We start from the raw sequence: 13,175 nt of genomic DNA, 5'->3' as shown, positions 1-13,175 counted from the left end.
GTAGCAGGCTAATTTTTGCGCATCAGCGAGGAGCGACGATGGCGATCTTCGACGACGAACCCAAAAAGAAAGCGCGCCCGCACGAGATCGGCCAGGACCTGTCGCTGCTCTCGGTCGACGAACTGTCCGAGCGGATCGGCATCCTGCGCGCCGAAATCGGCCGGCTCGAAGCCGAGCTCAAGTCCAAGGGCACCACCAAATCAGCGGCCGAGGCGCTGTTTCGCCGCGGGTAGTTTCCGGAGCCGAAGCGCCCGCCGCCGAAAAGCCCGAATGCGACTGTCTTCAGATCCTCCCCATTCCAGCCGGATCAGCTAAATGTTTGCAAGCTACCGACCGATCCTCTCGCTGCTTCGCGGCACCGCTTTCCTGCTGGCGGCGACCGGACTGCACGGACTGCTATTGCCGCTGCGCGGCCAGTTGGAAGGTTTCTCGACCGCATCGCTCGGCCTGATGGGCACGGCGTGGGCCGGCGGCTTTGTCACCGGCTGCTTCTTTGCGCCGCGCATCGTGCGCCGCGCCGGTCACGTACGCGCTTTCGGCGCCTTTGCGGCATCGGGAGCCATCGTCGCACTGCTCACCGGCCTGATCATCGATGAATATTTTTGGATCCTGCTGCGCGCCTTTACCGGGTTCACCATGGCCGGCGCCTTTATGGTCATCGAAAGCTGGCTGAACGAGAAGTCCACCAACGAGAACCGCGGCGCCGTCTTTGGTCTCTACATGATGGTCACCTATGCCTCGATCATGGGTGGTCAGATGATCGTGGCCGGCGGTGACGTGAAGTCGGCCTCGCTGTTCATGATCACAGGCATCCTGTTCTGCCTGTCGCTCATTCCGACGGCGGTCTCGACGGCTTCGCACCCCAAGCCGCTGCAGGACGTCTCGCTCGACGTCCAGGGGCTCTACATCAATTCGCCGGTGTCGGCGATCGCCTGCCTTTTGATCGGCATCGCTAACGGCGCCTGGGGCACGCTTGGCGCCGTCTATGGCGCCCGCATCGGTATTTCCACGGCCGAGATCGCGCTGATGATGAGCCTGGTGGTCGTCGCCGGCGCCGCCATGCAACTTCCCGCCGGGCGTCTTTCCGACAAGACCGACCGCCGCTTTGTGCTTGCGGGCCTGGCCTTCGGCGCGGCGTTGTTCGCCCTCGCGGTCTTCCTGTTCGAGCCGCGCTCCGGCGTCTTCGTCATCGTCTGCACTGCCGCCTACGGCGCCTTTGCCTACACGCTGTATTCGATAGCCGTGGCCCATGCCAACGACCACGCCCGGGCCGAGGATTTCGTCAAAGTGTCGGGCGGCCTGCTGCTGCTCTATGGTTTCGGTACGATGATCGGGCCGCTGCTGGCCGCCGGCCTGATGGGTTGGATGCGGCCGGAAGCCTTGTTCCTTGCAACGGCCTTCGCGCATCTTTGCCTGGCAGGCTACACGCTGCTGCGCATTAGCCGGCGCGCGCCGGTGCCGATCGAGGACCGCGACGCCTTCAAGACGCAACCGGCCGAGCGCTCGATCACGCCGGAAGCGCTGCGGCTCGATCCGCGCAGAAAGCCTGAAACCAACGGTTGAGATTTGGAAAACTTTGCCTCACAAATAAGGCATGATGTTTTCCGACGCCTTCATGGCGATTGCCGACCCCAACCGGCGCTATCTCTTGGAAGAGCTCCGGCGCGGCCCGAAGACCGTCAACGAACTGGCCGCCGGCTTGCCGGTCTCGCGCCCGGCAGTGTCGCAGCATCTGAAAGTGCTGCTCGATGCCGGACTGGTCAACGCCAAGCCGGAAGGCACTAGACGCGTCTACACGGTCAGCAGCGCCGGCTTCCTGAAGCTCAACATCTGGCTCGACCAGTTCTGGGATGCAGAGCAGCTGGGTTGACCGCAGGGCGCCAACGCACCTCGGGCAAGCTGATCGTGCCATAGAAGGTGGCAGGCAGGTGTCGGACGGGAACGATCTTCACGTCGTCACTGCCTGCTGGCAGCGCTGCAGAGCGAATTTGACGAGTTGGATATTCGATGACGATCGTCGGCTCCGGCATATTGCCCGGACATCCGGTGTCGAGGCTCGCCCCGCTACTTACCTGACCTGGCTATGGGCGACGATGGCATCGACGATCGTGGGCCAATCGTTGGGATGCAGCTCATGGCCGCCGCCTACGATGCGGACAAGCTTGGCACCGGCAACTGCTTCGGCAAGGGCGGCGCCATGCTCGACCGGAAAGATCGGATCCTCGGTGCCGTGGATGACGAGGAGCGGGACCTTTAATGCCTGCAGCCCGCCCTTCCGGTCCTCGCCGCCCCGATCTTCGCCGCTCTTGAGCATGAAATGATTGGTCGCGCTCAAGAAGCCGCCAGATCGGTCGTAATCCTGTTCGACGAACGCCCTCGTCCGCTTCTCGTCGAAAGGATGCGCGGTGCCGGCGATCGCATGCGCGTCCTTGACGACGAAACCGATGGCCTGATCCCGATCCGACCAGTCGACGTCAGCGCCTTCGGCCGAATGCTTCATATAGGCCTCGGTCATCCCTGGCAGATGCGACGTGTCGGTTTCCACAGGAGAAGTGCTGATCGCCGTAAGCGAGATGACTCGCGACGGGTGTTTCAGCGCGACAAGCTGCGCGATCATGCCGCCCATCGACATGCCGACGACATGCGCTTTCGCGACGCCATGTCTGTCGAGGACGCGGATAGCGTCGTCCGCCATATCGTCGAATGTATAAGGCGGTTCGCCCGGCGCATATTTGGTCGAACGGCCGGTATCGCGATTGTCATAGCGGATCACGAATAGACCCTCGGCGGCCAGTTTCCGGCAGAACGCCTCGGGCCACCAGAGCATCGAAGCCATGGCGCCCATGATCAGGAGCATCGGTGGATGCGCGGGATCGCCAAACGTCTGTGACGCGATTTCGACTTCCGCAGCCTTCATCATGGTCGCTGTCTCCTCTCCGCAAACCAATTGCATTTTGCAATCGGTTGCACCATAATAAAACCGATATAATACTGCAACCGGTTTCTTTCGGAGAATCGCATGAGCATCGATCGCCGGTCTGGGTGTCCGATCAACCTGTCCCTTGAAGTGTTTGGCGACCGGTGGAGCCTGATCATCCTTCGTGACATGATTTTCGGTGGAAAGCGCCATTTTCGCGAGCTGCTCAACGGGTCGCTGGAAGGCATCGCTTCCAACATCCTCGCCGATCGGCTGAAGCGGCTGATGGAGCTCGGCATGCTGACCAGGGCCGACGATCCCACCCACAAGCAGAAAGCGATCTACTCCCTCACCGAAATGGCGATAACACTGGTGCCGATCCTGGCGCATCTCGGCGCCTGGGGTCGCGTCTGGCTGCCGGTCAGCGAAGAACTCTCGATCCGCGCCGAACTTCTGGAAAAGGGCGGCCCGCCGATGTGGGAAAAATTCATGGACGAGCTGCGCCACGATCATCTGGGTACGCCTTCCGACACGCCGCCGGATGCCACCGTGCGTGCGACCTTGCAGGCCGGATACGAGGCGGTTGTCGCCGGAAAGGCGCCGGGCGCCGGGTGCGATCCGCGTGTCTGACCAACTTATTTTCCCCATGGCAGGTCGGCTCTGCTATTAAGGGATTGAAAACTATAATTTACGGGATTGGAAAAGCCCTTGGTCGAGAACTCTAAGGATACTGCCCGCGCGCGGGCAGATTTGCGTTTCAAGAAGCAGGAAGAGGCAGCCACGGTCCGTCAGAAGGCGATGGCCGACTATGTGGCCGAGAGCGACGCCCGCCAGATTAAGACCAACAAGCTGCGGGCGCTGCGTCTCGCCAAGGAAGCCGAAGACCTCGCCAATGCGCCGGCTGCTCCGGTGAAGAAGCCGGCGCGCGCCAAGAAAAAATAGAGCTGGCTCGTCGCGACCGGCGTCGGCGGCATTTCCGCCGATAGATCGGACAACAATGAACAGGTCGGCATCGAAGCGGCCGACACCGATCCAGAGCTTGGCCTCTAATTCATGTTTATGTCACGGGTGGCCGCCCGCATCGACACTGAGAAGCCGGCCAGCACGTCGACCAGTGCGATCACCATCAGCGTGAAGAAAACGGAGTGCGCCGCGCCCTTCACCAGCAGGAACTCGACCAGAAAAGCCACGAAGACGAAGGTCGACAACAGGTGGTCCATGATCGAGGCGCTAGTCGTACGCGTCGATTTCACGATTTCGACGAAGAAGAGGATCAGCCCGATCAGCACGATCAGATCGCCGAGCGTCATCGAGAACACCCCGCCCGACATCATGCGGATCGAGAACATTTCGCTTGCCCAGGGATCGTCGCCGCCGCCGAATATTCCCAGAAGCCCGAGATTATAGAGGACGAAGGGCACGATCAGCAGCGGGATGGCACCGAACATCAGGCGGCTCCGGTTGGACTGCCTTCTGTAGAATGCGCCCGGCGTTCGCCGTCAAGAATTTTCGTGTGCGACCGCGAACACGGACAAAGACGGTGCGAAATAACAATGTCAGCCGGAAACACCTTCCGGCTGACATTCGATATGTCGAAGCTCAGCGCTTGAACTGTCCGGCGCGCACGGCGGCGCCGATGACGTTGAGAATGATATGGCCGGCAGTCATCGAGGTGATCTCGTTGATGTCGCGGGCAGGTGCGATCTCGACGATGTCCATGCCGACGACTTTTCCCTTGGCGAACAGTCCCTTGATCAGTTCGATCGTCTGGCGATAGGTGACGCCGCCCGGCTGCGGCCCTTCGACCGCCGGCATCACGGCCGGATCGAGCCCGTCGGCATCGATGGTGAGATAGTACCGGCCGCCATCCGGAATGCGCTTGAGCAGCGCGGCGGTACCGATATCCTGCCATTCGTCGATGGTGATGATGTTGGCCCCATAGGCCCGGGCTGCTTCGACTTCCTCCGTGCGGGCGCTGCCCTGGCCGCGAATGCCGACCTGGAAAATCTCCTTGATGTGCGCCATTTCGGAGGCGCGGCGGATGGTGCTGGAGTAGCCTTCCTTGACGCCGTTGACGTTGTCGCGCCAATCGAGATGGGCATCGAGCTGCACCAGCGTGATCGGACCCTCGCCGTCGAGCGCCCGGAAGATCGGGATCGGGACGCCGTGATCGCCACCGATGGTGATCGGCAGCGCGCCGGCCGCGCGTATCTTGCGGATCGCCGCTTCGGCGCGCTTGTAGTGCCCAACATGGTCGGCGGCGTTGCCGGGAACATCGCCAACGTCGACAACCCTGATATCCTGGCCGGCAAAGACAGGGCCGCCAATGTCGAAATCATAGCGGTCAAGCGCCTGGCTGATGCGCTGCGAAGCGCGGCGCACGGCGGTCGGCGCGTTCGTCTGGTCGTTGATCAGTTCGTCGATCGTGTAGGGTTCGCCATAAGGCATGCCGATGATGGCAACGTCGGCTTTCAGCGTATCGAGGTCCTCCGCTAGCGGGAAGTTCAGGAATGTCTGAAACACATCGCGCGGCGCGGTGGTGAGCTTGGGCATAGGGTCTCCTTTGTGTTGAAAGTCTTTGTGATCAGGCGCCACGGCGGGCTGCGAGATGAGGTTGCAGCGTATGCTCCAGGCTGCGCGAGATCGCTGCCACAAGGGCGGTCAGGCCCCAGTACAGCAATGCGATGGCGGTGAAGATCTCCACTGGCGAGAAGGTGCGGCCGATGATGTTCTGCGCCACGTAAGTGAGTTCCGGTACGGTGATCGCCGACAGGATCGCCGATTCCTTGATCAGCGTGATGGTGAGGTTGGTGGCCGCGGGCAGGATGTAGCCGATCACTTGGGGCACAAGGATCTTGTAAAAGATGGTGAGGTAGCGCATCCCCAGTGCATAGCCTGCCTCTACCTGCCCATGCGGTATCGACTGGATCGCACCTCTTATGATTTCGGCGGAATAGGCGCTGGCATAGGCCGATAGCGCGCCGACCGAGACGATTATCGGCGAAAGCCTGACGCCGAACATCGGCAATGCATAGAACAGCAGGAAAATCTGGATCAGGAACGGAATGTTGCGGAATATCTCGACATAGGCCGAGACGATGACTGCCGGCAGTCTTCCGCCCCGTAGCCTGATCAGCGCCAGCACGGTTCCAAGGGCTAATCCGAGCGGCAACGACACGACGCACATCAGCACCGTATTGCCAAACCCCTTGGCCAGTATCTGCCAATTGTCCGCTATGAGGGAGAAGTCGAAGCTCATGTGCGAGCTCCCCCCGCGCTGCGTTCCAGATGCCTGGTCAGCAGGCTGCAGGAGAACAGCACGATGAAATACAGCACCGCCGCGATGCAGAAGGCCTCGACCGGCCGGTAGGTGGCGTTCATGATATTCTGCGCCGTGCGGGTCAGTTCGACCACAGCAATCACCGACAGGATCGATGACGCCTTCACCAGCATGGTGAACTCGTTGACCATCGGCGGGATGATGGCGCGGAAAAGTTGCGGCAGGATAATCTTGAACCAGGTCACCACCGGCTTCAGGCCTAGCGCCTTGGCCGCTTCATATTGGCCCGCGGGAATGCGCGTCAGCCCGGCGCGCAGGATTTCGGCGACGAAGGCGGCGCTGTTGAAGCTGAGCGCCAGGATGCCCGCCAGCAGCGGCGGCAGGTCGATGCCGACCAAGCCTGGCAGCACATAATAGACGACGAATATCTGGACGATCAGCGGCGTGCCGCGAATGAAGCTGGTGTAGAGCGCACCGATCCAGCGAACGGCACGCCAACGCGACCTGCCGCAGGCGAGCAAGCCGAAGCCGATCACCGTGCCGACGGCGAAGCCCAGCACCGAGACGCCGAGGGTCACGCCGGCACCCACAAGGAATTGCGGCAGGAACCCGAGGGTTCTGGAAAAGTCGAACATCTTTCAACCGGCGGTTTGGCGCCGTCCGGTGCATGTTGCTGGAATCGATTCCGACAGGAGGTCGGCTTCTTCCGCAATGCGCCGGACAATGCGTGGATTCTGCTAGAGAGCTCCTTCCGGCAAATAACCCTCGGCGGGTGTCTTCATCTCGAAGCCGAACCACTTCATCTGCAGCTCTTTCAGCTTGCCGCTGTCCTTGATCTCGCCGATCTTGGCGTTGATGAACTCGCGCAAATCCTTGTCCTCGGGCCGCACGACCCAGGAAAGGTAGGAGAATTCGCCGATCGGGCCGACGACCTTGTAGGTGTCGGGCACGTTCTTCATCAGCACGGCTGCCGACGGCGAGGCGATGACGATCGCGTCGACCTGTCCTGAAGCGAGCGCAACGTGGGTTTCCGGGAAAGACGTGAACAGCTTCAACTCGCCAAGGCCGGCGCCACCCTTTGCCTTGAGTCCCTTGTCGTAGGCTTCGATGATCGGCTGCACCGACGAGGCAAGCTGCGTGGCGACGACCATGCCGTTGACGTCCTCCGGCTTCTTGATGCGGTCTTCATTGGCGCGCACGACAATGACATTCTCGAAGGAACCGGTCGGCCGGGTGTAGGCGTATTTCGCCGCCCGCTCGGCATTGATGCCGGTGGACGTCGCCATGAGGTCGAACTTCTTGGCAAGCAGGCCCGGCAGCAATCCCTGGAATGGCAGGTTGAGCTGTTCGAGCTTCACGCCCAGCTGACTCACCACATAGTCCAGTATGTCCTTGTTATAGCCGACGATCTGACCGTCGCGCACGAACTCGAACGGCTCGAAAGCTGCCTCGGTACCGACCACGATGGTGCCGCGCTGCTTGATTTGGTCGATCAGGCCGTCGGCATGCGAGGAGGTCGCGAACGACAGGAAAAACGGCGCGGCGGCGAGCAGAGACAGGACGCGGCGGCGCGAAGCAGAAAAGAACTCACCCATTGTCACCCTCTTTTTTCTTCGGTTTTGCTGTGCTGGTAGGCCCGGCCGCTGTGCTTGAACACGCGGCCGATCATATAGCTCTCGGAATCCTTGATTCCGGGAACATTGGACAATTCGCTGACCAGGAAATCATGCAGGCTTGTCGTCGACGGCAAGGTCAGTTGGATGATGATGTCGAACGGACCGGTCATCGCGTAGACGCTGTCTACGAACGAATATTCCGACAGTTTCCTGGCGACGCTGATGATGTGTTCGCGGTCGACGTCAAGGCCAACGATGGCGGCGATGCCGACATCGCTGCGCAACGGGCGCACGACCGCCTGTATACAGATATCCGGATCTTCGAGGATGCGAGCCATTTTCCGCCGCACTGTCGCCTCGGTCACGCCGATGCGCTTGGCGATGTCGACGCTCGACATGCGCCCGTCGCCTTTCAATTGCGAAAGGACGGCCTGTTCGGTGTCATCGAGATCGCTGGTGCTGACGAAATCCCACATAGAACCTCACATTCATGTCGATTTCCGACGATAAAATATAAATTTGCACAAGAATTCGTCATTTGCAAGCCCGCCGCAAGCCAAAACCAGGCCCCGGCCGAAGGCTGGCGCGAGGGGCACCGGATATTCGAATGTTGCTGGGGTTTGGGGAGGCGCGACCCGCCGACAGGTCAGCTCGGCGTCAAACTGGAGGCCGAACGCAAAAGACCGGCCAGAGGCCGGTCTTTTGATAACTCAAAACTTCGGAGAAGCTGCTCTCAGCTCTCCTTGGGCGTCAACACCTGGCGACCGCGATACATGCCGGTCTTCAGGTCGATATGATGCGGGCGGCGCATCTCGCCGGAATTCTTGTCCTCGACATAGGTCGGGGCCTTCAACGCATCGGCCGAACGGCGCATGCCGCGCTTCGACGGAGAGGTTTTTCGTTTCGGTACGGCCATGGATATGCTCCACTACATGGTCAAAACGCCCCAGCTGGCCCTCGTGAAAGGGCCGCGTCAGGGCCGGAATCTGAGAAAGTCGGCTGCCTATACACGCCCCGCGCCGTTTTGGCCAGCGCCGCGGTGAATTTTTTTGAGCTATCGCAGACAGCCGACATATGCGCCGGACCGGCCTGCGCGCCGCTCGATCAGCGCGGCCAGCCGTCTCAGCCCCGGTCCGGGTTTCGCCGGATTGCGCGCGATCGGATTCGGCAAGGTGACGGCAAGCAGCGCCGCCTGGCGACGCGACAATCGTTTTGCCGAAACCCCGAAATGGTGCTGGGCGGCGGCCTCGATGCCATAGATGCCCGGCCCCCATTCGGCGATGTTGAGGTAGATCTCCATGATGCGCCGTTTCGACATCACCATATCGACATAGACGGCCAGCGGCAGCTCGACCACTTTCCGGACCGAGCCCAGCGGCCGCGACCACAGATAGAGGTTCTTCACGGTCTGCATGGTGATGGTCGAGGCGCCGCGCGTCATCTCGCCGGCTAGCGCGTCGTCGACCACGCCCCTCAACTCGCCAAGGTCGATGCCGCGGTGGAAGCAAAACTGCCCGTCCTCCGACATGATGACCGAATTCGCCAGCGCCGGCGCCACGTCGTCGATCGGGACCCAGCGCCGGTCATAGCCGGAAAACGTCGCCAGATCCTTCAGCATCAGGGTCGACACCGGATGCACGAACGGCGGCAGATACAGAAACGTCAACACCACTGGTAACAGCGCCAGCACGACGGCGACGGTGATGCCGCGCCGGACCCAGCGCCGGGGCCAGCGTTTGAGACCGATGCGGTTGCCGCGTTTCGGCCTCACCATGTCCAACCCTTCGGTTTCGTGATCGACGATCGGTTCCGCCAAGCCGCCCAATCCATGCTACTCCCTGCCCCGGCATAATGGCGCTTGGCTTCTTGCGCAACGTCTGAGTGTCGGCTACCGGTCCCGGCCATGACGAAAGACCATCAAATTCCGTTCGAGGCAGCCCTTGTCGTGCGCGCAGGTCCGATCGAGGCGTTGCTTAGGCGGCTCCTCGAAGACCGCCCGCTTTCAGGCGAGATCGCGCGGCCGCAACGTCTGATGGCGGCGATGCGCCATGGCGTGCTGAACGGTGGCAAGCGCCTGCGCCCTTTCCTGGTCATGGAAAGTGCCGCGCTGTTTTCCGCTGACGGCGAGGCGGCGCTGCGCGTGGCGGCGGCGCTCGAATGCGTGCATTGCTATTCGCTGATCCATGACGATCTGCCGGCCATGGACGACGACGATCTGCGTCGTGGCCAGCCGACCGTGCACAAGGCCTTCGATGAGGCGACCGCCATCCTCGCCGGCGACGCCTTGCTGGCGCTGGCCTTCGACATCATTGCCGACGAAGCGACCACGCTGCCGGCCGAGCGAAGGGCGGCACTGGTGCTGGCGCTGGCCCGCGCCGCCGGAGCCGGCGGCATGGTCGGCGGCCAGATGCTCGACCTCGAAGCCGAGCGTATCGGGCCGGACGAAGCCGGCATCATCCGGCTTCAGGCGATGAAGACCGGCGCGCTGATCCGCTTCGCCTGCGAGGCAGGCGCGATCATTGCCGGCGCGCCAGCGGCCGACCGCGAAAGGCTGGCCGAGTTCGGCTCGGCCATCGGGCTTGCCTTTCAACTTGCCGATGATCTGCTCGATCTGACGGCGGACGCTCACCAGATGGGCAAGGCGACCGGCAAGGATGCCGCCGCCGGCAAGGCGACGCTGGTGGCGCTGCACGGCGCGAACTGGGCGCGGGACCAGCTTCAAGGCCTCGTCGACCAGGCGCATGCATTACTCTATCCCTATGGCGAAGCCGCCGTGCTTCTGAAGCAAGCGGCGAAATTCGTCGCGACCCGCAACAGCTGACGTTGCTCTAGACTGTATTCCCGACGTCCTGTGGCGCGCCCTGTAGCCAAGGAGGGTTGGCGAACTGCTCGGCCAGAAAATCCACGAACACGCGGACACGTGGCGACAGGATCCGGCCAGGCGGATAAACGGCGCAGATTGGCGGTCCGTCATGGTGATTGTATCCAGTGAGCAGTGCGGCCAGCCTGCCTATCCTGATATCCGGCCCGACCAATATCTCCGACATGCGGATGATGCCGACACCGGCGAGCGCCAACCGGCGCAGGGCTTCCGTGCTGTTTGCCTCTATCGGGCTGCGGATACGCATGCTTTGCGGGCCATCCGGACCGTCGAATTCCCAGATGTTGAGGCCGCCGCGTGATGTGATGCCAAGGCATGTATGATGTTGAAGGTCGCCTGGCGTCATCGGTATGCCGTGTTTTTCGAGATACTCAGCTGACGCGCAAATGACACGGTGATTGGGCGCCAGCCGGCGCACCACCAGCCTGGAATCGCTCTGGGCGGCAACGCGCACGGCGACATCCGTTTCCTCAGCCAACAGGTCGACAATCGCATCTGTAAACATCAGCTCGAGCTCAATGGCCGGGTAGCGATCGATGAAAGCCGGTAGCATCGGCACGATCAGACGATGGCCGAAGGCGCTCGGAAGACTGATACGCAGGCGGCCGCGCGGTTCTGCGCCGGGTTGAACCGCGATTTCAGCCTCTTTGATGTCGTTCAGGATACGGCGAGCGCTGTCGGCGTAGGTGCTGCCTTCCGCCGTCAAGCTGATGCGCCGCGTCGAGCGTTGCAACAAACGCACGCCAAGGCGGGACTCGAGCCGACCGATGATTTTACTGACTGCCGACGGGGTCATCCGCAGCCGCCGTGCCGCTGCCGAGAAGTCCCCTTCCTCGACAACTGACAGGAACACGCCCATCGCTTCCGGCCGGTCCATGGTGTTTATTCCAATTCGTCACAGATGAACGGAAATTATCACCGATTATCGGCAACGGCGATACATAATATGATTTCCTCCTCAGCATACGGAAATGCCGGCGAGGAGGTGCGATGCGTTCAGAACAGCCAAATCTGCGCGATGGCCACGAGTTGCATCGGTGGGCACGTCGCCAGCGCAGCGCCGCAATTGGGCGGTGGTGCCTCCGGATTATCCGCGTGCTCAGTCGGGTGCGGAACAAAGCTGGGGAACCGCTTAAGGCGAAGCGACGGCCGGGCTAGCGCAACCGGCCAATCGGGATGATTTCCGGCGTGGCCGGGCCATATGGCTCGCCCTGCCAGCTGCCGAGCCATTCTTCTACGACCAGCTCGGTCTTATCCAGCATCTGCGCAAGGCTTTCCTTTGCCGGAAAGGCTATTTTCGACTCGGCGCTGAGCACCCGCCCACTGGTGGGGATTTCATAATGGGTCGAGTAGGTGACGACACCGGTAGCGGGATCGCGCCGGGAATCGTTCCACGCTCTTACCGTGCCTAATCCGGGATGCCTCAATTCCCGTTCGGATTTTTCCGGCGTCCACTCGAGCCATTCCTCCGTCGCTGGATTTCGCGTGTCGAAGATAAAGCGCCCGTCAGGAGCCAGATGTGCCGCGATCGTGGCAAGCACCGCCTCTCGATCTTCCGGCGTCAAAAACACCTGGAAGGCGTGCCCGGTCAAAAGCACCAGATCGAAGCGTCGTCCGAGCCGGACGTCGCGCGCATCGGCCTCGACCCAGTCGACCCTCTGGCCGCCAGCTCTGCGGCGCGCGATGTCGAGCATCGCCGGCGCGGGATCTACGCCGGTCACGCTACGCCGGTCGGCGAGCGCGGCGGCCAACTGCCCGGTGCCGCAGCCGAGGTCGAGAACCGACCCGGCACCCTTGGCAAACCCGACGCAATAGTCGAAGTCGACGCCGCCTTCGTTCTCGATGTCGTAGAACTGGACAAGGTCGGGATCGCTGTAGAGACGGTCGGTCATGGTGGTCATATAGCTGGGTGGTCCTGACCTATAGCTGGAACGTCGCTTTTAAGCGCCTGGCGCATTCCAGCGGCGTCAGCATGCTGGTGTCGATTTCGAGATCGTAGCCGATATTCTTGTGCACGCGGTCATATTGCCAGCGCGCCAGCCCCGGCAAGCGGTCGGCCCGCTGGATTTCGCGAGCCTCGAGAACGTCGAGCGGAGCGAACACGCCGACCAGGTGAAGAGCGAACTTCGACAGCAGTTCTAGATATTCCGGCATTTTGCCGTTGCAGAGCACATCATCGACGATGAGGTTGTTGCCTTGTGCCGCCATCGCGGCGATTGCGTGCCGCATGCCTCGCAAGGTTTGCTCGCCGACCGGCCCGGTTTTGATGACGACCTGCGGCTTGCCGTCTTCCTCGACCGTTTCGTAGGAGAAGCCGTCGGCATGATTCTGGAGGGCCTCGGGCAGCATCTCGACGAACGCGTCCATCTGAACATGCAGAAAGGGTTCGGTGGTCATCGTCTGCAACGCCTTGGCGATCGAACTTTTGCCGGCGCTGCCGACGCCGTTGAGAAGCACGATCTTGGCGGTCATGTTCCAGCA

18 protein-coding genes are annotated in these 13,175 nt (G+C 61.8%); 6 read left to right on the top strand and 12 right to left on the bottom strand.

Annotation, left to right across the window (positions count from 1 at the left end; genetic code table 11):
* Positions 1-38: 38 nt before the first annotated feature.
* The 3 genes from ABID19_RS20830 (at position 39) to ABID19_RS20820 (ending at position 1,870) form a co-directional block, all read left to right on the top strand.
* Complete coding sequence (locus ABID19_RS20830) at positions 39-233, top strand: DUF1192 domain-containing protein (protein WP_352927964.1); 195 nt, start codon at positions 39-41, stop codon at positions 231-233.
* Positions 234-315: 82 nt separating this feature from the next.
* A complete protein-coding gene (locus tag ABID19_RS20825; RefSeq protein WP_352927967.1) occupies positions 316-1,563 on the top strand; it encodes an MFS transporter in 1,248 nt (415 codons plus the stop codon).
* Between the two features lie 31 nt (positions 1,564-1,594).
* Positions 1,595-1,870, top strand: a complete 276-nt coding sequence (locus ABID19_RS20820) for an ArsR/SmtB family transcription factor (protein WP_095487281.1) — start codon at positions 1,595-1,597, stop codon at positions 1,868-1,870.
* 198 nt (positions 1,871-2,068) lie between these two features.
* Here the strand turns inward: ABID19_RS20820 and ABID19_RS20815 are convergent, their stop codons facing one another.
* Positions 2,069-2,920: an alpha/beta fold hydrolase gene (locus ABID19_RS20815; protein WP_354492858.1), complete on the bottom strand. Its 852-nt coding sequence runs from the start codon at positions 2,918-2,920 to the stop codon at positions 2,069-2,071.
* A 99-nt stretch (positions 2,921-3,019) separates the two neighbouring features.
* Here ABID19_RS20815 and ABID19_RS20810 point away from each other — a divergent pair, with 99 nt between their 5' ends.
* Positions 3,020-3,547: a winged helix-turn-helix transcriptional regulator gene (locus tag ABID19_RS20810; RefSeq protein WP_354492857.1), complete on the top strand. Its 528-nt coding sequence runs from the start codon at positions 3,020-3,022 to the stop codon at positions 3,545-3,547.
* Positions 3,548-3,625: 78 nt separating this feature from the next.
* Positions 3,626-3,859: a hypothetical protein gene (locus ABID19_RS20805; protein WP_354492856.1), complete on the top strand. Its 234-nt coding sequence runs from the start codon at positions 3,626-3,628 to the stop codon at positions 3,857-3,859.
* A 104-nt stretch (positions 3,860-3,963) separates the two neighbouring features.
* Here ABID19_RS20805 and ABID19_RS20800 read toward each other — a convergent pair whose 3' ends face one another.
* The 8 genes from ABID19_RS20800 to ABID19_RS20765 all read right to left on the bottom strand — a co-directional run bounded on the left by ABID19_RS20800 (position 3,964) and on the right by ABID19_RS20765 (position 9,638).
* Positions 3,964-4,365: a hypothetical protein gene (locus ABID19_RS20800; protein ID WP_352927979.1), complete on the bottom strand. Its 402-nt coding sequence runs from the start codon at positions 4,363-4,365 to the stop codon at positions 3,964-3,966.
* 151 nt (positions 4,366-4,516) lie between these two features.
* Positions 4,517-5,470 carry an agmatinase gene (locus ABID19_RS20795; RefSeq protein ID WP_354492855.1) on the bottom strand — a complete coding sequence of 318 codons (954 nt, stop codon included), beginning with the start codon at positions 5,468-5,470 and terminating at the stop codon, positions 4,517-4,519.
* A 31-nt stretch (positions 5,471-5,501) separates the two neighbouring features.
* Positions 5,502-6,176, bottom strand: coding sequence for an amino acid ABC transporter permease (locus ABID19_RS20790; protein WP_354492854.1), 675 nt, complete (start codon positions 6,174-6,176; stop codon positions 5,502-5,504).
* Complete coding sequence (locus ABID19_RS20785; protein WP_354492853.1) at positions 6,173-6,832, bottom strand: amino acid ABC transporter permease; 660 nt, start codon at positions 6,830-6,832, stop codon at positions 6,173-6,175. The genes ABID19_RS20790 and ABID19_RS20785 overlap by 4 nt, the downstream gene beginning before the upstream one ends.
* A 102-nt stretch (positions 6,833-6,934) precedes the next feature.
* Positions 6,935-7,792 carry a transporter substrate-binding domain-containing protein gene (locus tag ABID19_RS20780; RefSeq protein WP_354492852.1) on the bottom strand — a complete coding sequence of 286 codons (858 nt, stop codon included), beginning with the start codon at positions 7,790-7,792 and terminating at the stop codon, positions 6,935-6,937.
* Between the two features lie 2 nt (positions 7,793-7,794).
* Entirely contained in the window at positions 7,795-8,289 is a 495-nt protein-coding gene (locus ABID19_RS20775; protein WP_352927991.1) for an Lrp/AsnC family transcriptional regulator, read from the bottom strand.
* A 257-nt stretch (positions 8,290-8,546) separates the two neighbouring features.
* Positions 8,547-8,729, bottom strand: coding sequence for a 50S ribosomal protein L32 (gene rpmF, locus ABID19_RS20770; RefSeq protein WP_008834724.1), 183 nt, complete (start codon positions 8,727-8,729; stop codon positions 8,547-8,549).
* Between the two features lie 138 nt (positions 8,730-8,867).
* Positions 8,868-9,638, bottom strand: coding sequence for a biosynthetic peptidoglycan transglycosylase (locus ABID19_RS20765; RefSeq protein ID WP_354492851.1), 771 nt, complete (start codon positions 9,636-9,638; stop codon positions 8,868-8,870).
* A 78-nt stretch (positions 9,639-9,716) separates the two neighbouring features.
* On the opposite strand from ABID19_RS20765, the gene ABID19_RS20760 reads away from it, so the two are divergent.
* Positions 9,717-10,634 carry a polyprenyl synthetase family protein gene (locus ABID19_RS20760; RefSeq protein ID WP_354492849.1) on the top strand — a complete coding sequence of 306 codons (918 nt, stop codon included), beginning with the start codon at positions 9,717-9,719 and terminating at the stop codon, positions 10,632-10,634.
* Positions 10,635-10,641: 7 nt separating this feature from the next.
* Here the strand turns inward: ABID19_RS20760 and ABID19_RS20755 are convergent, their stop codons facing one another.
* The 3 genes from ABID19_RS20755 to ABID19_RS20745 form a co-directional block, all read right to left on the bottom strand.
* A complete protein-coding gene (locus tag ABID19_RS20755) occupies positions 10,642-11,571 on the bottom strand; it encodes a LysR family transcriptional regulator (protein WP_354492848.1) in 930 nt (309 codons plus the stop codon).
* Positions 11,572-11,848: 277 nt separating this feature from the next.
* Entirely contained in the window at positions 11,849-12,586 is a 738-nt protein-coding gene (locus ABID19_RS20750; protein ID WP_354493013.1) for a class I SAM-dependent methyltransferase, read from the bottom strand.
* Between the two features lie 28 nt (positions 12,587-12,614).
* Positions 12,615-13,166, bottom strand: a complete 552-nt coding sequence (locus ABID19_RS20745; RefSeq protein ID WP_354492846.1) for a chloramphenicol phosphotransferase CPT family protein — start codon at positions 13,164-13,166, stop codon at positions 12,615-12,617.
* Positions 13,167-13,175: the final 9 nt, after the last annotated feature.

Source organism: Mesorhizobium robiniae (assembly GCF_040545535.1).
GTDB lineage: Bacteria > Pseudomonadota > Alphaproteobacteria > Rhizobiales > Rhizobiaceae > Mesorhizobium > Mesorhizobium robiniae.
The sequence above is the reverse complement of the archived record's forward strand: the minus strand, read 5'-3'. Positions and strand labels throughout refer to the sequence as shown.

Bases quoted from the DNA above. Each gene is read 5' to 3' on its own strand.
- ABID19_RS20830 (WP_352927964.1), top strand. From the start codon at position 39: ATGGCGATCTTCGACGACGAACCCAAAAAGAAAGCGCGCCCGCACGAG.
- ABID19_RS20825 (WP_352927967.1), top strand. From the start codon at position 316: ATGTTTGCAAGCTACCGACCGATCCTCTCGCTGCTTCGCGGCACCGCT.
- ABID19_RS20820 (WP_095487281.1), top strand. From the start codon at position 1,595: ATGATGTTTTCCGACGCCTTCATGGCGATTGCCGACCCCAACCGGCGC.
- ABID19_RS20815 (WP_354492858.1), bottom strand. From the start codon at position 2,920: ATGATGAAGGCTGCGGAAGTCGAAATCGCGTCACAGACGTTTGGCGAT.
- ABID19_RS20810 (WP_354492857.1), top strand. From the start codon at position 3,020: ATGAGCATCGATCGCCGGTCTGGGTGTCCGATCAACCTGTCCCTTGAA.
- ABID19_RS20800 (WP_352927979.1), bottom strand. From the start codon at position 4,365: ATGTTCGGTGCCATCCCGCTGCTGATCGTGCCCTTCGTCCTCTATAAT.
- ABID19_RS20795 (WP_354492855.1), bottom strand. From the start codon at position 5,470: ATGCCCAAGCTCACCACCGCGCCGCGCGATGTGTTTCAGACATTCCTG.
- ABID19_RS20790 (WP_354492854.1), bottom strand. From the start codon at position 6,176: ATGAGCTTCGACTTCTCCCTCATAGCGGACAATTGGCAGATACTGGCC.
- ABID19_RS20785 (WP_354492853.1), bottom strand. From the start codon at position 6,832: ATGTTCGACTTTTCCAGAACCCTCGGGTTCCTGCCGCAATTCCTTGTG.
- ABID19_RS20780 (WP_354492852.1), bottom strand. From the start codon at position 7,792: ATGGGTGAGTTCTTTTCTGCTTCGCGCCGCCGCGTCCTGTCTCTGCTC.
- ABID19_RS20775 (WP_352927991.1), bottom strand. From the start codon at position 8,289: ATGTGGGATTTCGTCAGCACCAGCGATCTCGATGACACCGAACAGGCC.
- rpmF (WP_008834724.1), bottom strand. From the start codon at position 8,729: ATGGCCGTACCGAAACGAAAAACCTCTCCGTCGAAGCGCGGCATGCGC.
- ABID19_RS20760 (WP_354492849.1), top strand. From the start codon at position 9,717: ATGACGAAAGACCATCAAATTCCGTTCGAGGCAGCCCTTGTCGTGCGC.
- ABID19_RS20755 (WP_354492848.1), bottom strand. From the start codon at position 11,571: ATGGACCGGCCGGAAGCGATGGGCGTGTTCCTGTCAGTTGTCGAGGAA.
- ABID19_RS20750 (WP_354493013.1), bottom strand. From the start codon at position 12,586: ATGACCGACCGTCTCTACAGCGATCCCGACCTTGTCCAGTTCTACGAC.
- ABID19_RS20745 (WP_354492846.1), bottom strand. From the start codon at position 13,166: ATGACCGCCAAGATCGTGCTTCTCAACGGCGTCGGCAGCGCCGGCAAA.